Below are 20,700 nucleotides of genomic sequence, written 5' to 3' on the forward strand. Positions count from 1 at the left end.
CGTTTATCCATCCTTATCAGTTCGGAACCAGTCTGACGGGTCCTGCGGAACATTGTTCTCTCTTACTTCTATATAGAGCGTTTCTGAACGCTCCACGCCAGCCCCATCACCATTTGGTGACAGCGCCTGTTGATTTACGCCGGCCGGGCCGCCCATAAGGCCAATCGGCGTTTCCGCCCCGATCACCTGCCCTGCCTCGCCATAAACCACATCCAGCCCTGCCAATACAAACAACGCCCCGGCCCGAGGTTCAAGAATGACCACGTTTCCAAGGTCCAGCAGCGGGCCGGTGTAGCGGATTGTCGCCGCCGTGGGCGATGTCACGATGGCACGCGGGCGGGTCGCGAGGATAATCCCGGGGCGCGTCACCCCCGCCGCATCGGTTTCATTGGCACGGCGCAGGATCAGCCCCTGCACGGGCAAGGTCAATTCGCCCTTCTGCCCTTCGAAATCGGCGGGTGCCTCCGTGATCGTGTCGGCCGTCATTTCGGACAGGCCGCTGGCAAACCCCGATAGCGTCTCGGAGGTCGAGATCAGGATCGCGGTGCGCACCGGGTCTTCGTTAAAGCGTTTGGGCAGATCGGTCCGGTTGGCCATTGCCTGATTAAGCTCTGTCCGGGCGCGCTGGATTTCCGTCAGCCCCTCCTGCAAGCGCTGTGCCGCATCGGTCTGAAGCGCCCGCAGGGTCTGCACGTCTTCAAGATCCTGCCGCAAGACATCGGCGCGGGTGTTCAGGGCCGGTGTTAGCTCTGCCAGCAACATACCCGCGCGTGCCGTGCCAACGGGCCCTTCAGGATGCAGGAACAAGGTGGGCGACGGGTTACCGCCGATGCTTTGCAACACGCCCAGCAACTGCGCGACCTCGCCATCGCGGGCCTGTAGCTTTTTGCTCAGCTGCGCCTCGTTGATGGCCGCCTGACGCAGCCCCTCGCGCATGGCCCCAAGGCCGGTTTCAAACGCCTGAATCGTCTGGGTCAGCGCCTGCACGCGGTCCCGCGCCCCATCTGCGGCGTCCAACTGGGCAGAGGCCGCTTCAAGGTCGGCCATCGCGCGACGCGCCTGTTCTGCCGCCTCGGTCTGCGCAAAAACGCCGACGGGCCAGAACATCAGGGCAAGGGCGCAAAGGCGGATCATTCGAGCAGCGACTTTCCCGTCATCTCGGCAGGTTGATCCAGCCCCATCAACTGCAACACTGTCGGCGCCAAATCGGCCAACCGACCTGTGCGCAGGCTGGCCCCATCAGGCCCGCCGACAACCGCCACGGGCACGGGGTTGAGCGTATGCGCCGTATGCGCCCCGCCGGTTTCAGGGTCGATCATCGTTTCGCAATTACCGTGGTCCGCGGTGACGATCATCGCGCCGCCGACATCCTCAAGCGCCTCAAGCACGCGCCCAAGGCCGGTATCCACCGCCTCGCAGGCCGCGATGGCGGCATCAAGGTCACCGGTATGCCCCACCATATCGGGGTTCGCGTAATTCACCACAATCAGGTCGTAGCGGTCCTTGATCGCTTGCACGAAACGGTCGGTGACTTCCGCGCAAGACATCTCTGGCTGCAAATCATAGGTCGCCACATTCGGCGACTTGGGCATATAGCGGTCCTCGCCCGTTGTGGGTGTTTCCTCGCCCCCGTTCAGAAAGAACGTCACATGCGGGTATTTCTCTGTCTCGGCCAAGCGGAACTGCCGCAGGCCGTGCTGTGCGACCCATGCGCCAAGCGTGTTCACGATCTCGGGCTTGGGGTACATGGTGGTCATGAACGCCCCATGCGCCTCGGAGTATTCCGCCATGCCCATGACCGCAGACCACGCAGGCCGCGCACCTGTGTCGAAGGCGTCAAAGTCAGGAGCTGCAAGCGCCGACATGATTTCACGCGCGCGATCGGCGCGGAAATTCAGGCAGAAGATCCCATCCCCGCCCTGTACGCCGGTGTAGCCATCTAGCACCGTGGGCGTGATAAACTCATCGTTTTCGTCCAAACCATAGGCATCATTCACCGCATCGCGGGCGGTTGGGGCGGCACTGCCCTTGCCCAGCACGATCGCCTCATAGGCTTTGGCCACGCGGTCCCAGCGGTTGTCACGGTCCATCGCGAAATAGCGCCCCGAGACCGTCGCGATGCTCGCCCCGTCGGGCAAGGCGGCTTGCAGCGTCTCGAAATAGCCCAAGGCCGAGCGCGGCGCGACATCGCGCCCGTCGGTCAGCGCATGGATCACCACCGGAATGCCCTGCGCCCGCAGCGCACGTACCGCGGCAATCATATGCGTCAGATGCCCATGCACCCCGCCATCAGAGACAAGCCCCATCAAATGCGCCGTGCCGCCGGTCTGTTTCAGCGTCTCGACGAAGTCCAGTAACGGTTGATGGGTGGCAAACGCGCCTTCCTCGATCGCCAGATCGATCTGCCCTAGATCCATCGCAACAACACGACCCGCCCCGATATTGGTATGCCCCACCTCGGAGTTACCCATCTGCCCCTGTGGCAGACCCACATCAGGCCCGAAGGTGGTCAGCGTCGCCGAAGGGCAGCTTTGCATGATCCGGTCGACATGCGGGGTCTTTGCCAGAAGGGGCGCATTGCCTTGCGGGTCATCGCGCAGGCCCCACCCATCCAGAATGCACAATACGACAGGTTTTGGGGTGTTCATCCTGAGACCGCTCCGCAGGTTTACAGTGGTTTTCCGTCTTTTAGCGGCTCTGTGGCCGATGGTGAACCTAATTCATCGCAGTTTACAAACTTGTAAGCAGAGGGCGGCCAAATCACACGGCGCACCCTTGCCCTGCCTGCGCGGTTTGGTCATAAGATGGGCGCATCAAAGCCAAGGACGACAGCATGACATCCCAAGCACCGGAAACCCGCATTGTGAACACCTGGCGCGTCGCCTGTGACGGCAGCGAAGGCGCCTTGGGGCACCCGCGCGTCTGGCTGCAAATCCCGCAAGACAAGGGCTGGGTCGAATGCGGGTACTGCGACTGCAAGTTCATCCACGCCGAGTTTGAGGGCAAGGTCTGACCAAAGCGTTACAATGGCTGGGCGCGCTTGCGCTTTTGCCAGCGTGCTTTGTGCTTGCCGCAGTGATCGGTGCCATTTGGGCCGCTCCTGCCTCTGATGAACATCTCGCGGTGCCAACGCGCGAGGTGCTGCTGGTCCACGGACCCATCCACTATGATCTGCTGATCCCGATTGATGATATCTCGGGCCCGCGGTTTTCTGCGCTCGAGACGCGGGGCCTGCCGCTATCGCACCCCGATGCGCGGTGGTTTGTCATCGGATGGGGGGCGCGCAAGTTTTATACGGAAACTCCTACTTATCGCGAGCTGAAGCTCGGCAATGTCTGGCGCGGGATTATCGGCGATGATGCGGTGCTGCGGATTGATGTCATTGGCCCCGTCGCCCCAACCGCCAAACGCCGGACCGTGACGATGACCGAAGGCGAGTACCGCAGGCTGGTCGCGAATGTCTGGTCGGCGCTCGCCCCCGGCCCTGACGGGTTGCCCCAACGTGTGGATGTGGACGGATATACCGCCACCGATGGATTCTTTGCCGCCAAGGGGCGCTTTAGCATCCTGCGCACCTGCAACGTCTGGATCGGCGACCAACTCCGCGCGGCGGGGCTGCGGTTTGGACGCTGGACGCCGCTGCCCTTGTCGGTGAGCTTGTCCTGGCGCCTTTACCAAAGCGAGCCCCGCTAGGCAGGGACGCTCCGCGGGGAGTTTATTTGGCAAAATGAAGCCGGTCGCGGGCAATTGGCCGCTGGAGAGTTTGCCGGCTTCGTGGCAAAAGAAAGCTTGTCTGAAAGAGGAGCACCGACATGTCCGGCACATTTGGCAAAGGTCACCATCTGCATCTGATCGACGGGTCGGCGTTTATTTTCCGCGCCTATCACGCACTGCCACCGCTGACGCGCAAGTCGGACGGGCTGCCGATCGGTGCAGTGGCGGGTTTTTGCAACATGTTGCAGCGCTATGTCGAAGGCAACACAGGGCCGGACGCGCCGACCCATGTGGCCGTGATCTTTGACAAAGGCAGCCATACCTTCCGCAACGACATGTACGACAAGTACAAGGCCAACCGCGAGGCCGTGCCCGAAGACCTGCGTCCGCAGATCCCCCTCACCCGCACCGCCACCGAAGCCTTCAACATCGCGTGCAAGGAAAAGCAAGGCTACGAGGCGGATGATATCATCGCGACGCTCGCCGTGCAGGCCCGTGCCGCGGGTGGGCGCTGCACCATCATTAGTTCGGACAAGGATTTGATGCAGTTGGTCGGCGGCGGCGTCGAAATGCTGGATGCGATGAAGAACAAAAGCATCGACCGTGATGGCGTGTTCGAGAAATTCGGCGTGTTCCCCGACCGTGTGGTTGATGTGCAAGCCCTGGCCGGGGATTCCGTCGATAACGTGCCTGGCGCACCCGGAATCGGGATCAAGACCGCCGCGCTGCTGATCAACGAATATGGCGATCTTGATACGTTGCTTGAACGCGCGGGCGAGATCAAACAGCCCAAACGCCGGCAGACCTTGATCGACCACGCAGATCAAATCCGCCTGTCCCGCGATCTGGTTCAGCTGGACGAGAATACGCCGCTGGACTTTACGCTGGACGACCTCGAGGTACGCGACCCCGACGCCGAGCAGCTGCTCGGTTTCCTTGCCGAAATGGAGTTTCGCACGCTGTCAAAGCGCGTGGCAGAGGTGTTGGGCAAAGAGGCCCCCACCATCGCGGACGCACCGGTTGCTGCCGATGCCCCCGCCGCGGCGAACGTGCCCTTTGATCCGGATCAGTATGAACATGTCAGCGACACCGATGCGCTGCAGGCCTGGATCGACCGGATTTACGAATTCGGCTATGTCGCCGTCGATACAGAGACCACCGGGCTGGACGATATGGTCGCGCAGCTGGTCGGCGTTTCGCTTTGCGTCCAACCCGGCAAAGCCTGCTACATCCCGCTCATCCATAAGGCGCGTGGCAGCGATGATCTGTTTGGCTCTGACGATCTGGCCGAGGGGCAGATCCCGCTTGAAGAGGCGCTGCGCCTGTTGACCCCGATGTTGCAGGACCCCACGATCCTGAAAATCGGGCAAAACATGAAATACGACAGCAAGATATTTGGGCAACTCGGCATCAATGTCGCCCCGATCGACGATACGATGCTGCTGTCTTATGCGATGCACGCCGGGCTGCACGGGCACGGCATGGACACGCTGTCAGAACGGTACCTGTCGCACACACCGATCCCGATCAAACCTTTGTTGGGCTCAGGTAAATCCGCGATCACCTTTGATAAGGTACCGCTGGCCGATGCCGTGAAATATGCCGCAGAGGATGCCGACATTACCCTGCGTTTGTGGCAGCTGTTCAAGCCGCAGCTGCACCGCGGCGAGGTGACGAAGGTGTATGAAACGCTTGAACGTCCCTTGGTGCCTGTGTTGGCCGCGATGGAACGGTCTGGCGTCAAGGTGGATCGCGATACGCTGAGCCGGATGTCGAATGCCTTTGCGCAGAAGATGGCAGGGCTTGAGGACGAGATCTATGAGCTCGCCGGGCGTAAATTCAACGTCGGCTCGCCCAAGCAACTGGGGGAAATCCTGTTCGACGAGATGGGGCTGGAAGGCGGCAAGAAAGGCAAGACGGGGGCCTATGCCACCGGTGCCGATGTGCTTGAGGACCTCGCGACAGAACATGATCTGCCCGCGCGGGTGCTGGACTGGCGGCAGCTGTCCAAGCTGAAATCGACCTATACCGACGCGCTGCAGGATCACATCAACCCCGACACGGGCCGTGTGCATACGTCCTATTCCATCGCTGGGGCGTCGACCGGGCGGCTGGCCTCGACCGATCCGAACCTGCAAAACATCCCGATCCGGTCCGAAGAAGGGCGCCGCATCCGCGAGGCCTTTGTTGCAGAGCCGGGCAAGGCGCTGGTCGCGCTTGACTATTCCCAGATCGAGCTGCGCATTCTGGCGCATATCGCCAATATCCCCGAGCTTAAGCAGGCGTTTCAGGACGGCATCGACATTCACGCGCTGACCGCTTCGGAAATGTTCGGCGTGCCGCTGGATGAGATGACGTCGGACGTGCGTCGTCAGGCCAAGGCGATCAACTTTGGCGTCATCTACGGCATCTCGGGGTTCGGTCTGGCGCGCAACCTGCGTATTCCGCGCGCGGAAGCACAGGGGTTCATCGACCGATATTTCGAACGTTTCCCCGGCATCCGTACCTATATGAATGACACCAAGGCTTTCGCCAAAGAGCATGGCTTTGTGCAGACGCTGTTCGGGCGCAAAATCCACACGCCAGAGATCAGCGCCAAAGGCCCCCGCGCCGGTTTTGCCCAACGGGCCGCTATCAACGCGCCCATCCAAGGGACAGCCGCAGACGTGATCCGCCGCGCGATGATCCGCATGCCCGACGCGATCAAGGATCTGCCCGCCACCATGTTGTTGCAGGTCCACGATGAATTGCTGTTCGAGGTGGAAAAAGGCTCCGAAGACGATCTGATCGCCGCCGCGCGCCACGTGATGGAGAATGCAGCCGATCCGGTGGTCAAACTGGATGTAAAGCTCGACGTGGATGCGGGGATCGGGGCGAGTTGGGCAGAGGCGCATTAATCGCCTCTGAAGTGCCCCCCGGCGGCTAGCTGAGTGTCATCCAGCCTAGGCTGTCCTCGGTCCGTGGGCCGGGGATATATTCGCCACTGACCCAGCCGCGATACCCCGCGCGGCGCATGGCGGCGAAGAGCGCGGGAAAATCAACCGTCCCTGTCCCCGGCGCGCTGCGATCGGGCGCGTCGCCAAGCTGCGCATTTACGATCAGGTCTTTGTATTGATCGAACACCGCCACCGCGTCGCCGTGGATCATCTGCGCGTGGTAGCTGTCATATTGCAGCCCGACGTTCGGCCGGTTCACGGCGCGCAGCACATCAGCGGCAAGCGCGTAGTCGTTCATGAAATACCCCGGCATCGCGACAGGGTTCAGCGGTTCGACCGTCAGGGTGAGCCCTTTGGGCGCGATATCAGCCGCCCAGATCAGATTGTCGATGAAGGTTTGCCGCGCCAGCACGCCTTGCCCATTGCCCGCGATGACATGCAAATAGCGGACCTTAAGCGCGGTGGCATATCGAAACGACCGCTGGATATCGACGCGGAAACGCGCCGCCTGTTCAGGTACCGCGGCAAAGCCCTGTGCGCCGCCGGTGTAATTGGGCGGCGGGGCGTTAATCAGGATCAGCTGCAAGCCGTTGGCGACACAGGCGCACAGCGTCTCTTTGGCGGCCAGATCATAGGGGAAAAGCACCTCTACCGCGGTAAATCCTGCCTTCGCGGCGGCGGCAAAACGGTCAAGATAGGGCAGCTCCGGCCACAGCAGAGTAAGGTTTGCGGCTGGCTTCATAAAGCATCATCCGGTTCGGGCCGCTTTGGTCGTGCTGTGGCAGGGATCAATCGGGCAGTTCGTCCGAGGGGATGATACCAAAGAAGCTGCCGCCCGACCAGACGCCGAACCAGCCGTCGTGATGCACCCCAAGCTCGACCAGCCGGTAGAAGCTTTTGCGGTCAATGAGCGCCTCTAGGTTGCGGCGGATACGGACGTAGGGCGCGGGTTCGCCATCTTCGGGGTCGCGCTCAACTCGGATCGGCAGGTCGGGGCCGGCGACGGCGATGTCTTCAAGGTTGGTCTGGAAGGTCAGCGTCTGATCGGTGCCGCTGCCTTCGGCCTCGAAATCGATGGCGATAAAGGGGGCGTCTTCGACCTTGATGCCGACCTTTTCAACCGGCGTCACAAGGAAATAATCGTCGTCTTCACGGATCAGAATCGATGCGAACAGCTTTACCAGCCCCATGCGGCCAATCGGGGTGCCTTGGTAGAACCAGGTGCCGTCGCGTTTGATCTCCATGTCCAGATCACCACAAAACGGGGGGCTCCACTTTTCAACCGGCGGCAATCCGCGTGTTTTGGCGGCGGAAACAGAGGCGGCAAGGCTTTCTGCTGTCGGGGTCACGGTTTTTTGTCCACTCATTGCTTTTGCCATTTCCTGTTCACACGATACACTTACATCTAACTGATATAACCCCGAGGACGCAAAAGTCATGACCCAAGCCCGCGATATGGTAGCAGAAATCGAGACGCTTGGCGAAAAGCTGGCCGAGGCGAAGGCGTCGATCAACCGGCGCTTCATCGGGCAACAACGTGTCGTTGATCTGACGCTGACGGCCCTGCTCTGCGGTGGCCACGGGCTGCTGATCGGTTTGCCGGGTCTGGGCAAGACGCGGCTGGTCGAAACGCTGAGCACAGTAATGGGGCTGGACGGCAATCGGGTCCAGTTCACGCCCGATTTGATGCCTGCCGATATTCTCGGGTCAGAGGTGCTGGACACCGCCGCCGATGGCACCCGCGCCTTCCGCTTTGTCGAGGGGCCGATCTTTTGCCAGTTGCTGATGGCGGATGAGATCAACCGCGCCTCGCCGCGTACCCAGTCGGCTTTGCTGCAGGCGATGCAGGAAAAGACCGTGACCGTCGCCGGACAGGACCGCGCTTTGGGGCATCCGTTTCACGTGCTCGCCACCCAGAACCCTATTGAGCAAGAAGGCACCTACCCCCTGCCCGAGGCCCAGCTTGACCGCTTTTTGGTGCAGATCGACGTGGCCTACCCCGACCGGGAGACAGAGCGGGATATTCTGCTGGCCACCACGGGGGATACCGATGCGCAGGCCGCGCCCGTCTTTACCACGACAGAGCTGCTGGCCGCGCAAACGCTGCTGCGGCAGATGCCCGTGGGTGAATCGGTGGTCGAGCTGATCCTTGATCTGGTCCGCGCCTTCCGCCCTGACGGGCCTGATGCCAGCCCGCAAGTCCGCGATACCGTGGCGTGGGGCCCCGGTCCCCGCGCCGCGCAGGCATTGATGCTAACCGTGCGGGCACGTGCTTTGTTGCAGGGGCGTCTGGCACCGTCGGCGGAGGATGTCATCGATATGGCCCGTCCTGTGTTGCTGCACCGTATGGCGCTGAACTTCGCGGCGCGCGCCCGAGGCGACAGCCTACCCGCGCTGATTGACACAACCGCTGCCAGCCTGATCGGGAAAAAGGCCGCGGCGTGAACAACCCCGACACCCTTCGCATCCGATCAGAGGAGCAAGCCGCCCGTTTGCCCGCGCTGCTGGCCCGTGCAGAGCATCTGGCCGGTGCAGTGCTGCTGGGGGCCCATGGGCGTCGTCGCGCAGGGGTGGGGGATGATTTCTGGCAATACCGTCCGGCACAGGCCGGGGATAGCCGTCGCAGCATCGACCACCGGCGTTCGGCCATGGGGGACCATGAGTTCGTACGCGAACGCGAATGGCAGATCGCGCAGTCGGTCATGCTTTGGGTCGATCAGGGGGCGTCCATGCGCTTTGCCTCGACGCCTGCGTTAGAACAGAAGGGCGACCGCGCGCGGCTGATCGGGTTGGCGCTGGCGATCCTGCTGCAACGGGGCGGTGAACGGGTCGGGCTGACCGGTAGCGCCCTGCCCCCGCGATCAGGCAGGCCGCAGATCCTGCGCCTTGCCGAAGCCCTGTGTCAGGACGACGCCGCCGACTACGCCCCGCCGGAACATCGCGCCATGATCCCCCATGCACGGGCTGTGTTCATCTCTGACTTTATGGGGGATCTTGCGGGGGTGACCACCGCGCTGACCAAAGCGGCGGACCGCGGGGTGCGCGGCGTGTTATATCATGTGCTGGACCCCTCGGAAGAGGCCTTCCCCTTCACCGGTCGCACCATCTTTGAAAGCGTCGGCGGCACGCTGCGCCACGAGACCTTGAAAGCGAACGACCTGAAAGACCGCTATCTGGAACGGCTCGCCGCGCGCAAGGCAGAGCTGCGGCAGCTTTGTGCCCTGACTGGCTGGCAGTACGGGCTGCACCACACCGACAGCACCGCACAATCGGCGCTTTTGTGGCTCTATGCGGCGCTGGATACGCGCAGCGGGGGGGCAGCATGACCGTTCTGGGGGGCATCGGCTTTACCGCGCCGTGGATGCTGCTGGCGCTTCTGGCGCTGCCGATCCTGTGGCTGATCCTGCGCGCGGTGCCGCCTGCACCGATCCGCCGCCGCTTTCCCGGCGTGGCACTGCTGCTTGGGCTAAGCGATGATGAAAGCGTGTCGGACCGCACGCCGTGGTGGTTGCTGCTGCTGCGCATGCTGGCAGTGGCCGCATTGATCATCGGGCTGGCCGGACCGATCCTGAACCCGCAAGAGGAACAGACCCAAGGCACCGGCCCGCTGCTGATCGTGCTCGACGGGTCCTGGGCGGGTGCCACGCGTTGGCCGCAGCAAACCGAAGCGCTAGAGGCGCAGTTGACCCGTGCGGCACGCGCTGGACGCACTGTCGGTTTTCTGACCCTTACCCGACCAGAAGCACCTGCCTTTCAATCCGCTGACGCATGGCGCAGCCGTCTGGCCGGGTTTGATCCCGCCCCCTGGCAGCCTGCCCCCGCCGACATTGACCGCGCGATAGAGATCGCGGACACGCTTGGCGGTTTCGATACCCTGTGGTTCAGCGACGGGCTTGCCTATGCGGGGCGCGACGCGATGCTTGATGCGCTTCAGGGCAAGGGCAGCGTCGAGGTCTATCAGACTGGTGCAGACGTACTGGCACTGGCCCCCGCGACCTATGAGGACGGGGCGATTACCCTGACCGCCAAGCGCGCCCTCGCTGGTGCTGAGCGGTCGGTGACCATCACTGCACAGGGCCGTGATCCGGCAGGGAATATGCGCGTCCTCGCCAGCGTTCCGGCCACATTCGACGCAGGATCAACGCAGGCCAGCGCGGCCCTGTCCCTGCCCGCAGAGCTGCGCGCGCGGATCACGCGTTTCGACATCGCGGGCCAACGCTCCGCCGGGGCGACGACGCTGGTGGACGATGCACTGCGGCGGCGCGAGGTTGGGCTGATCGCCGGACGCGAAAACCGCGAGGGGCTGGAGCTGCTGTCCCCGCTGCACTACATCGAACAGGCTCTGGCCCCCACCGCCGATCTGATCGATGGCGGGATTGGTGATGTGCTGCCCGCAAACCCCGATGTGATCGTGCTGGCCGACATCGCGACCCTGTCGGAGGCAGAGCAAGACCCCTTGATCGACTGGATCGAAGCCGGTGGAATGTTGGTCCGTTTCGCCGGACCGCGCATCGCCGCCAGCGACGTCAGCCGAGACACCGAAGACCCGCTGATGCCTGTGCGCCTGCGGGCCGGTGGCCGCAGTGTCGGCGGCGCAATGAGCTGGGGTGCCCCTAAAACGCTGGACAGCTTCCGCGTGTCCTCTCCTTTCTATGGGCTGGAGATACCGCAGGATGTGACCGTCTCGGCCCAGGTCGTCGCGCAGCCCGACCCGACACTGGCAGAGCGTGTGATCGCGTCGTTGAGCGATGGCACCCCGCTGGTCACCCGCAAGCAGGTAGGTCAGGGGCAGATCGTATTGTTTCACGTGACAGCCACGGCCGAGTGGTCGACGTTGCCGCTGTCGGGGCTGTTTGTGCAGATGATGGAACGGTTAGCGATTTCTTCATCCTCCGCCGGTATCGAGGCTTCGGACCTGCAGGGCACGACGTGGACGCCCCTGCGCGTGATGGACGGGTTTGGCACACTGTCTGACGCGGGGACGCTGCCCGGTGTGGACGGGGCTGATCTGATGGCCGCGCCTGCGGGCCCTGACCTGCAACCGGGGGTCTATGCCTCTGGCGATCGGCGAATCGCGCGCAATGTGGTGGTTGCAGATACCACACTGACCCCAGCAGCATGGCCAGCGGATGTGCCAGTACGTGGGCTTGATGTGGCCGATGAACAGCCGCTTGCCGGTTGGCTGTTGTCGCTGTCGATCCTGCTGCTGCTCGCTGATGTCATCGCGTCGCTGTCCTTGTCGGGGCGGCTGCTAAAGCACAGCAATGCCGCAGGGCTGTTTCTTGCCGCGCTGATCTATGCGCCGACGCAGGCCGATGCGCAGGCGGACGACAGCTTTGCCCTGAACGCCACGGCAGAAATGACGCTGGCCTATGTGGTCACCGGCGATGCGTCGGTCGACGAGATCTCGGATGCCGGATTGCGCGGGTTGTCGGATACGCTTTATTTCCGCACCTCGGTCGAACCTGCTAACCCCATCGGGGTGGATCTTGAGCAGGACGAGCTTGCCTTCTTCCCCATGCTATACTGGCCCATCACCCCCGATCAGCCCCACCCTTCGGATGCAGCCTATCGCAAGCTGAACGACTATCTGCGCTCGGGCGGGATGATCCTGTTCGATACACGTGATGCGAATATCGCGGGCTTCGGGGCCGCCAGCCCCAATGGGCGCAAGCTACAAGAACTCGCCGCGCCGCTGGATATTCCCCCGCTGGAACCCCTGCCTGCGGATCACGTGCTGACCCGCACCTTCTATCTGCTGCAGGACTTCCCCGGACGGCACAGCGGACGCGATCTGTGGGTAGAGGCATCGCCCCCCGATGCAGAGCAGGTAGAGGGGATGCCGTTTCGCAATCTAAATGACGGGGTGAGCCCGGTTGTCATCGGTGGCAATGACTGGGCTGCGGCCTGGGCCGTGTCCTCGAACGGCGCGCCGATGGTGCCCATCGGGCGCGGTTTCGCGGGGGAACGTCAGCGCGAACTGGCCTACCGCTTCGGCGTCAATCTGGTCATGCATGTGCTGACCGGCAACTATAAATCCGATCAGGTGCATGTGCCTGCGCTGCTGGACAGGTTGGGCCAATGACATCGACCATCATCTTCGACCCGCTGATCCCGCTACCGATGTTATGGAGCGTTGCCGCACTGGCGCTGGCGGCCGTTGCCTTGGCGGTGCTGCGCGGCTTGCAAGGCTGGGCGCTGCGGGGGGCGGCGATGCTCGTCGTTCTGGCGGCGCTTTCTGGCCCCTCTGTTCAACAGGAAGACCGCGCGCCGCTGACCGATATCGTCGTGATGCTGGAAGACGAAAGCGCCAGCCAATCCCTTGCAGACCGGCCCGCACAAACCGACACCGCCGCAGAGACGCTGGCGGCACAGATCACCGCGCGCGAGAACACGGAACTGCGCCGCGTGACCGTGCCCGATGGGGAGGGCGATAGCGGCACGCAGCTGATGACCGCCCTGTCAGAGGTGCTTGCCGAAGAGCCGCGCGCCCGTATCGCAGGCATCCTTGCGCTCAGCGACGGGCGCATTCACGACGCCGACCTGCCGGTCAATCTACCCGCACCCATGCATCTGTTGATGACCGGAAAGCAAAGCGATTGGGATCGCCGCCTGTCCGTCCGCAACGCGCCTGCCTTTGCCATCATCGGCGAACCCGTGACCCTGACCCTGCGCATCGACGACCTTGGGGCCGCTCCGCAAAAAGACGCGCTGGCCCCGCTTGAAATTTCGGTCGATGGGGAGCCGGCGCAGACCTTCCGCGTGCCCGTGGGGCAAGATCTGGAACTTCCCGTCACGCTGCCCCACGGCGGGCGCAATGTGATCCGGTTCTCGCTGCCCGAGGCCGAAGGAGAGCTGACTGACCGCAACAATGCCGCGCTGATCCAGATCAACGGGGTGCGCGACCGCCTGCGGGTGCTTCTCGTCAGCGGGGAGCCGCATCAGGGCGGGCGTACGTGGCGCAATTTGCTGAAATCCGACAGCTCTGTTGATCTGGTGCATTTCACGATCCTGCGCCCGCCGGAAAAACAGGATGGCGTGCCGGTGGACGAACTTTCGCTGATCGCCTTTCCCACCCGCGAGTTGTTCATGGAAAAGATCGAGGATTTCGATCTGATCATCTTTGACCGCTACAAACGCCGCGGCATCCTGCCGTCGCTTTATCTTGAGAACGTCGCGAATTATGTGCGCGGCGGAGGGGCCGTGCTGGTCGCTGCCGGGGCGGATTTTGCGAGCGCCGACAGCATCTACCGTTCCCCCCTCGGAGAGGTCTTGCCCGCCACGCCGACCGCGCGGGTGATCGAACAACCCTACCGCCCGCTGGTGTCTGAGCTGGGGCACCGCCATCCGGTGACCAGCGGCCTGCCCGAACAGGAAACATGGGGACGTTGGCTGCGGCAGATCGACGTGGCCGATCCCTTGGGCCATGTGGTGATGACCGGCGAAGATGACCGGCCGCTGCTGATCCTGAACCGTGTCGAAGAAGGGCGCGTTGCGCTCATGGCGTCTGATCATGCGTGGCTGTGGAACCGCGGCTATGAAGGGGGCGGCCCGCAGCTAGAGCTGTTGCGGCGGCTGGCCCACTGGATGATGAAAGAACCCGAGCTTGAGGAAGAGGCCCTGACCGCCACAGCCGAAGGCCAGACCATGCGCATCACCCGTCGCACGCTGGGGGACGACATCCCGCCTGTCACCCTGACCAACCCCGATGGCAGCACGGCAGAGATCACGCTTTCGCCGGCCATGCCGGGTGTCTTCGAGGGGGTTTACGAAGGCCCCGAGATTGGTCTTTACCGGCTGGAAAATGGCGACCAAAGCGCGGTGATCGGCTTGGGCCCCGCCGCCCCGCGGGAGTTTGTGGAAACCATTGCCAGCGACGACGCCCTCGCCCCCGTACTTGCGCCCCTGCGCGGTGGTGTCGCGCGGATCGAAGACGGCCTGCCCCGCATCCGCGACATACGTGTCGGGCGCCCCGCGGCCGGACGGGGGTGGATCGGTCTGACCCCTCGTAACGCTTATGAAACACGGGACGTGCGACAGATGCCGATCCTGCCCGCGTGGCTCGTCCTGTTGCTGGGCAGCGCCCTGATCCTTGCCGCATGGCTGCGCGAAGGACGGCGTTAACCTTAAAAACAACTCCACCGCCCGATAAATCACGCAACGCTTAAGCAGTTGTTCACCCCAAGCCCCCCATGATCCCCCCGATAGGAGGGATTCGGAGCTTTGGATGAAACCGGCTGACCAGCTTGCCCATGAACAACGCCGCCGCGCAGAGGTGGAAGCGCTGCTTGAACAAACCCAGGCAGAGCTTTGTGCCGCTTACCGTAAGCTGGATGACCACGCGCAAAATGTCTCTGTCGAGATTTCTGAAACACGGGCGGAGGTTGAAAACATCCGCGGCGAAAACAAACGGGTGATGTCCGATCTATGTGCCGCGCGCGAACAGATCGAACTGACCCAACGCCGGCTGTGGCATTCGGTCGAAACCATCCACGACGGCTTTGCCTTTTTCAACAAAGACAATGAAATGATCATGGCCAATCGGTCTTATCTGGCCGTGTTCGACGGTATTGATGCCATCCGTCCGGGTGTCAGCTATTCCACCATCGTTCGCGTGCTCACCGATGAAGGGATCGTAAACATCGGGCGCCGCACGCCAGAGGAATGGCGCGCCAAGATGCTTCTGCGATCGCAGCAAAAGGCCCCGGCACCCATCATCATAAAGCTCTGGAATGGCGCATATATCAAGATTGTCGATCAAAGGGGAAAAGGCGGTGATATCGTATCACTCGCTCGCGACATTACCGAAACCGTGGAATATCAACGCAAGCTCGTCGATGCCCGCGCCACGGCCGAGGCAGCCAACAGCGCGAAATCCCTTTTCCTTGCCAAGATGAGCCACGAAATCCGCACACCGATGAACGGGATCGTAGGCATGACGGAGGTGCTTGGCGATACCGCACTGACCCAAGACCAACGCCTATATGTTGACACCATAAAGACCTCTGGCGAAGCGTTGCTGGTCATCATCAACGACGTGCTGGATTTCTCGCGCATCGAGGCAAACCGGCTAAGCATCCACCCCGCCCCGTTTGATCTGGAACGAGTCTTCCAAGAGGTACTGCTGCTCTTGCAGCCCCTTGCCGTGCAAAAGGGGCTGGACCTCGCGCTGGATTACGACCTGTTTCTGCCGCGCAAACTGGTCGGGGATGCAGGGCGCATCAGGCAAGTGCTCACCAATCTGGTGGGAAATGCCGTTAAGTTTACGCAAAGCGGGCATATTCTGATCCGCGCCACGGGGCTTCCCGACGCGGGCTCTGGCAACGTGCTGATCAAAATTTCTATCGAGGATACGGGCATCGGCATCGCGTCGGACATGATTGAACATATCATGGGGGAATTTACCCAAGCCAGCAGTGACCCCAGCCCCGATGCAGAAGGGACGGGGCTGGGGCTCGCCATCTGCCAACGTCTGGTACAACTGATGGGGGGCGAGATTTGGGTCACGTCAGAGCATGGGGTTGGGTCGTGTTTCGGCTTCGAACTGCCCCTGAAGACGCAGGAAGACAGTGCCGCGCCGCCGCTTAAGCCACCCCCATTCCTGCGCCATGTCCTTATTGTCGAAAGGGAAACGATCTGCCGATCGATCTTGCAGCGCAATCTGGAACATATCGGTGTGCGCGTGACTTCCTGTGGCACCGGTGCAGCCGGGCTGGCCGCGCTGGACGGCAGTATTGATCTGCTGCTTGTCGACGACACGCTGCCCGATATGGACGGGATCGAATTTGCCCGCGCGGTGTATGGGTCGCACCCCGCGATCGAAGCGATCCTGTACAGCCTGACGCCCGACAAAATTCGCGATAGTATGGAAGATACGAGCGTGCGCCGGATCATGAAGAACCCGATTAGTGTCACCGAGCTGCTGGCCGAGGTGTCAACGATGCAGCCGGTGCCTGTTGCGACCCGCCCGATGCGGGTCTTGGCGGCCGAGGACAATAAGACCAATCGTCTGGTGCTGCAAAAGATGCTGCAACCGCTGAACATCGACCTGCAACTTGCCACCAACGGGCAAGAGGCAGTTGCGCTGTTTGTAACCTTCCGGCCCGATCTGGTGTTCATGGACATTTCTATGCCCAAGATGAACGGCAAAGACGCCGCCGCCGCCATTCGTGCGCTGGAAGGCGAGGCAAGCAGCTGCCCGATTGTCGCGCTGACAGCGCATGCCATTCAGGACGAAAAGGAAAGAATACTCGCAGCCGGGCTGGATCATTTCCTCACCAAACCCTTGCGCAAGGCGGAGCTTGTGGCGCTCCTTAACCGCTACTGCCCCAACGCGGCTTTCCCGCTGGAGGGTCAGCTGGTGGGATAGGGCCGCACAAATACAGGTTTTTCCGGCGTCGACAGCTCTTTCTGCCATGCGTACCCGCCGATATCGAAATCCTTGATCGCCTCGGCGTCGGTAAGGCGGTTCTGCACCACGAAACGCGCCATCGCGCCGCGGGCTTTCTTGGCGTAAAAGCTTACAATCTTGGGCCCTTTGCCGTCCGATTTATCTTCCATGAACTGTGGTGTCACAACCGTCGGCACCAACGCCTTAAGGTCAACCGCGCCGAAATATTCCTGACTGGCACAATTCACCAACACCTTGCTGTTGGTCTGTTCCGCCTGTTCGTTCAACGCTTCGGACAGACACGCGCCCCAATAGTCGTACAGCGATTTGCCCCGCGGCGTTTTCAATCGGCTGCCCATCTCAAGCCGGTAGGCCTGAATGGCATCCAAGGGTCGCAGCACACCATAAAGCCCCGACAGAATGCGCAGGTGATCTTGGGCATAGTCCAGTTCATCAGGGTCCAGGCTGGTCGCTTCCAACCCCTGATAGGTATCGCCAGCAAAGGCAAAGGCAGCGGGGCGCACAACATCGGGGGACGGATTTTCCTCGAACGCGGCGAAACGGTCGCGGTTCAGCTTGGCCAGTTTCTCGCTCAGGTGCATCAATGATTGCAGATCACCAATGCTGAGCTCGCGGGCCACCTTGACCAAGGCGACCGCATCTTCCTGCAGGTCGGGCGTCGTCATATCGACGTCGCGCGGGGTCCAGTCCATTTTCTTAGCGGGAGAGATAACGGTCAGCATGGATTTTCCTTTTTTTTGGTCGCAGCAAGAGCTAGCCCGCTTGTTGCAAAACGTCCAGAAATGCGGGGCCAAACCTTTCGGTGCGTTTCTCGCCCAAAATGCGTTCGATGGCATCAAGGTTCGGCGCGTGCAGCTGCGCCACTTTTGCCAGCAGCGAGGTCGAGCAGCTCAACGGCTTTTCGCCGCCATCCGCCCCACGAGACAAAGTGGTTTGCACTTCGCGCAATTGATCGAACACCGATCCTGCCGCGCGCCCCGCCAGCTTGCGCCGCGTCGGGTGCATCTCGGCGGCGGCCCCGTTGATCACCTCTAGAAACGCATCGCCAAAGTTCTCGAGCTTTTTGGCCCCCACCCCGCCGATACGGGCCATGGCGTCCAGTGTATCCGGGCGTTTCTCGGCCATCTCGATCAGGGTGCGGTCGTTAAAGATGATATAGGCGGGCACTTTGGCGGCTTCTGCCAGCCCGCGTCGCTTCGCCTTGAGCGCAGAGAGCAGCGGCGCATCCTCGTCGCTGACCATCGCCTTGACCGCAGGACGGCGCTGCGATGCGGCGGCGCGGATACTGTCCCGGCGCAGAGAGATCGACGCCTCACCGCGCAGGATTGGCAATGCGGCATCGGTCATGCGCAGCGCACCGTGACGCGCGGCATCGGGGCGCACCAGATCGTGCCCCATCATTTGCCGGAACACCGCCTGCCATTCGCGTTTGTCATATTCCTTGCCCACGCCATAGGTCGGTAAATCGCTGTGCCCGCGTTCACGGATTTTATCGGTTTCATTGCCCAGTAGGATGTCGATCAGATGGCCTGCGCCAAACCATTCCTCGGTGCGCAGCATCGCCGACAGCGCCTTGCGCACGGCGGTGGTCCCGTCAAACACATCGACAGGCGTATCACAAAGGTCGCAATTGCCACAGGTGACATCGGTTTCGTCAAAGTATTTCAACAGGTTCGCACGGCGACACGCCAACGCTTCGGCCAGCCCCAGCAGCGCGTTCAGCCGTGCATGATCAGCGGCGCGCCGTTCGGGCGGGGCGAGCCCTTCGTCGATCTGGCTGCGGCGCAAACGGATATCATCAGGGCCGAACAAAGTCAGCGTCTCGGCCGGAGCACCATCGCGACCCGCCCGCCCGATTTCCTGGTAGTAGGCCTCGATGGATTTGGGCAAATCGGCGTGGGCCACCCAGCGGATATCCGGCTTGTCGATGCCCATCCCAAAAGCCACTGTGGCCACCACAATCAGCCCGTCTTCCTGCTGAAAACGGCGTTCGGCGGTGCGGCGGTCGTCCGCCTCCATCCCACCATGATAATGCAATGCCAGGTGTCCGTCGTCGCGCAACGCTTTGGCCAGCCCTTCGGTCTTGGCCCGCGTTCCGCAATAGACGATGCCCGACTGCCCCCTACGCCCTGACGCAAAGTTCAGTATCTGCGCGCGCGGCCCGTTTTTGGCCGCAAAGGCCAGATGGATGTTGGGCCGGTCGAACCCGCGCAGGAAGGCGCGCGGGGGGACACCGTCGAATAGTTTCTGAACGATCTCAGCTTGGGTTTCCGTGTCCGCCGTTGCGGTGAACGCGGCCAGCGGAACGTCAAGCGTGCGGCGCAATTCGCCGATGCGCAGGTAATCCGGGCGGAAATCATGGCCCCACTGGCTGACGCAATGCGCCTCGTCCACGGCGATCAGCGATACGCCAACCCGTTTGAGCATGCCCGTAACGGACCCGGCAGCGAGCCGTTCAGGAGCCATATAGAGCAGCTTGAGCGTCCCAGCCTCAAGCCCTTCCCACACGGCATCGGTTTCCTCGGGCGTATTGCCAGAGGTCAGCGCCCCCGCCCCGACGCCAAGCTCTTGCAGCGCGCGGACCTGATCGCGCATCAGGGCAATCAGCGGCGATATCACCACCGTCACCCCATCACGCAAAAGCGCAGGCATCTGGAAACAAAGAGATTTACCACCACCCGTGGGCATGATGGCCAATGTGTTTTCGCCGGCGGTAACGGCCTCTACGATCTCTTGCTGGCCGGGGCGGAACCCGTCAAATCCAAAGACATCACGAAGTAGCGTGGCAGCGCCTGACATGGAAAAACCCAACTGTATCTAACCTGCAGTTTGCAGAATCTCATAGTCGCGTGCGGGGAACAATCCCTGCCCGTGCGTCCGGCGGGGTCTTTGCCCCCAGCAGCCGCCCGATCAGTAGAACAGCGCGGCGTTGTTGATCAGCAGGATACGCAGAACGGCAACGGCGATCAGAACGACCAGCGGTGCCAGATCAAGCCCGCCCATTTGCGGCAGAAAGCTGCGGACCCGCCCGTAAACAGGCTCCAACAGGCGATTCAGCCCATCCCAAACTTGCGCCACCAAAGGTTGACGAAGATTTAAAACCTGAAAATTGATCAGCCAGCTCATGATGACATGCGCGATGATGATGAACCAAACGATGTTCAGCAGAAGCATCAGGATCTGAAACAGGGATGTCATAAGCGGGCCTTTCGTTGCACAGCGCGAAAGTAGGTGCGCTGGCATCAAAGAACAAGAGCGGCAGCGCCTTGGCACCGCCGCTCTGGACAAAATCGCATCACATTACGCTTGCATTGCGTTGATCACGACAGAAAAATCCAGACTATCGACCTGAAGCATGGACCAATCGGCGAAATGCCGTGTGTCGATCGGCTTTTCGTCGAGGATTTTGAAACCGCTGTGACGACTGTCTTTCTGGATGTTTTCGATCAACTTGCGGATGGTGGCTTCTTCGCCCTCAAGCACCTGACAGAAGTTGCGCCCGTTGTAGGCCAAGGCACCGGTGACGCTGTGTTTTTCATTCTCGCGCACAGCGACGGTAAATATGTCGGCAACATCCGTCTTAGAGACCGAAGGAACTGCGGTGCTGAAGTACAAAAGCCGGATCATCGACATACGGAG

At 61.9% G+C, this 20,700-nt stretch carries 16 protein-coding genes; 8 read left to right on the forward strand and 8 right to left on the reverse strand.

What is annotated here, in order from left to right; translation table 11 throughout:
- Nucleotides 1-3 precede the first annotated feature (3 nt).
- Together GLP43_RS01530 and gpmI are read right to left on the reverse strand one after the other, a co-directional pair.
- Nucleotides 4-1,134, reverse strand: a complete 1,131-nt coding sequence (locus GLP43_RS01530; protein ID WP_237277929.1) for a murein hydrolase activator EnvC family protein — start codon at nt 1,132-1,134, stop codon at nt 4-6.
- Complete coding sequence (gene gpmI / locus GLP43_RS01535) at nt 1,131-2,648, reverse strand: 2,3-bisphosphoglycerate-independent phosphoglycerate mutase (RefSeq protein WP_237277930.1); 1,518 nt, start codon at nt 2,646-2,648, stop codon at nt 1,131-1,133. Before gpmI ends, GLP43_RS01530 begins: the two co-directional genes overlap by 4 nt.
- Before the next feature lie 185 nt (nt 2,649-2,833).
- Between gpmI and GLP43_RS01540 the strand changes: the two genes are divergently transcribed.
- The 3 genes from GLP43_RS01540 to polA all read left to right on the forward strand — a co-directional run bounded on the left by GLP43_RS01540 (nt 2,834) and on the right by polA (nt 6,611).
- On the forward strand, nt 2,834-3,013 hold the full coding sequence (locus GLP43_RS01540; RefSeq protein WP_005850479.1) for a zinc-finger domain-containing protein: 180 nt from the start codon (nt 2,834-2,836) through the stop codon (nt 3,011-3,013).
- Between the two features lie 50 nt (nt 3,014-3,063).
- Nucleotides 3,064-3,693 carry a TIGR02117 family protein gene (locus tag GLP43_RS01545; RefSeq protein WP_237277931.1) on the forward strand — a complete coding sequence of 210 codons (630 nt, stop codon included), beginning with the start codon at nt 3,064-3,066 and terminating at the stop codon, nt 3,691-3,693.
- A 119-nt stretch (nt 3,694-3,812) separates the two neighbouring features.
- Nucleotides 3,813-6,611, forward strand: a complete 2,799-nt coding sequence (gene polA / locus GLP43_RS01550; RefSeq protein ID WP_237277932.1) for a DNA polymerase I — start codon at nt 3,813-3,815, stop codon at nt 6,609-6,611.
- 25 nt (nt 6,612-6,636) lie between these two features.
- Here polA and GLP43_RS01555 read toward each other — a convergent pair whose 3' ends face one another.
- Together GLP43_RS01555 and GLP43_RS01560 are read right to left on the reverse strand one after the other, a co-directional pair.
- Entirely contained in the window at nt 6,637-7,392 is a 756-nt protein-coding gene (locus GLP43_RS01555) for a hydroxypyruvate isomerase family protein (RefSeq protein ID WP_237277933.1), read from the reverse strand.
- Between the two features lie 46 nt (nt 7,393-7,438).
- Complete coding sequence (locus GLP43_RS01560) at nt 7,439-8,017, reverse strand: DUF1285 domain-containing protein (protein WP_237277934.1); 579 nt, start codon at nt 8,015-8,017, stop codon at nt 7,439-7,441.
- A 70-nt stretch (nt 8,018-8,087) separates the two neighbouring features.
- On the opposite strand from GLP43_RS01560, the gene GLP43_RS01565 reads away from it, so the two are divergent.
- The 5 genes from GLP43_RS01565 (at nt 8,088) to GLP43_RS01585 (ending at nt 17,019) form a co-directional block, all read left to right on the forward strand.
- On the forward strand, nt 8,088-9,095 hold the full coding sequence (locus tag GLP43_RS01565) for an AAA family ATPase (protein WP_237277935.1): 1,008 nt from the start codon (nt 8,088-8,090) through the stop codon (nt 9,093-9,095).
- A complete protein-coding gene (locus tag GLP43_RS01570) occupies nt 9,092-9,976 on the forward strand; it encodes a DUF58 domain-containing protein (protein WP_237277936.1) in 885 nt (294 codons plus the stop codon). Before GLP43_RS01565 ends, GLP43_RS01570 begins: the two co-directional genes overlap by 4 nt.
- Nucleotides 9,973-12,735 (forward strand): DUF4159 domain-containing protein, encoded by a 2,763-nt coding sequence (locus tag GLP43_RS01575; protein WP_237277937.1) that lies wholly within the window; start codon nt 9,973-9,975, stop codon nt 12,733-12,735. The genes GLP43_RS01570 and GLP43_RS01575 overlap by 4 nt, the downstream gene beginning before the upstream one ends.
- Entirely contained in the window at nt 12,732-14,774 is a 2,043-nt protein-coding gene (locus GLP43_RS01580) for a hypothetical protein (protein ID WP_237277938.1), read from the forward strand. Before GLP43_RS01575 ends, GLP43_RS01580 begins: the two co-directional genes overlap by 4 nt.
- 103 nt (nt 14,775-14,877) lie before the next feature.
- A complete protein-coding gene (locus GLP43_RS01585) occupies nt 14,878-17,019 on the forward strand; it encodes a response regulator (RefSeq protein WP_237277939.1) in 2,142 nt (713 codons plus the stop codon).
- Here the strand turns inward: GLP43_RS01585 and yaaA are convergent.
- The 4 genes from yaaA to GLP43_RS01605 form a co-directional block, all read right to left on the reverse strand.
- Nucleotides 17,004-17,783: a peroxide stress protein YaaA gene (gene yaaA / locus GLP43_RS01590; protein ID WP_237277940.1), complete on the reverse strand. Its 780-nt coding sequence runs from the start codon at nt 17,781-17,783 to the stop codon at nt 17,004-17,006. The genes GLP43_RS01585 and yaaA overlap by 16 nt on opposite strands.
- Before the next feature lie 31 nt (nt 17,784-17,814).
- Nucleotides 17,815-19,860: a DNA helicase RecQ gene (gene recQ / locus GLP43_RS01595; RefSeq protein WP_132997580.1), complete on the reverse strand. Its 2,046-nt coding sequence runs from the start codon at nt 19,858-19,860 to the stop codon at nt 17,815-17,817.
- 111 nt (nt 19,861-19,971) lie between these two features.
- On the reverse strand, nt 19,972-20,259 hold the full coding sequence (locus tag GLP43_RS01600) for a YggT family protein (RefSeq protein WP_005850500.1): 288 nt from the start codon (nt 20,257-20,259) through the stop codon (nt 19,972-19,974).
- Between the two features lie 102 nt (nt 20,260-20,361).
- Nucleotides 20,362-20,688, reverse strand: a complete 327-nt coding sequence (locus GLP43_RS01605) for a BLUF domain-containing protein (protein ID WP_237277941.1) — start codon at nt 20,686-20,688, stop codon at nt 20,362-20,364.
- Nucleotides 20,689-20,700: the final 12 nt, after the last annotated feature.

This window comes from Sulfitobacter sp. M39, assembly GCF_021735935.1.
Lineage (GTDB): Bacteria > Pseudomonadota > Alphaproteobacteria > Rhodobacterales > Rhodobacteraceae > Sulfitobacter.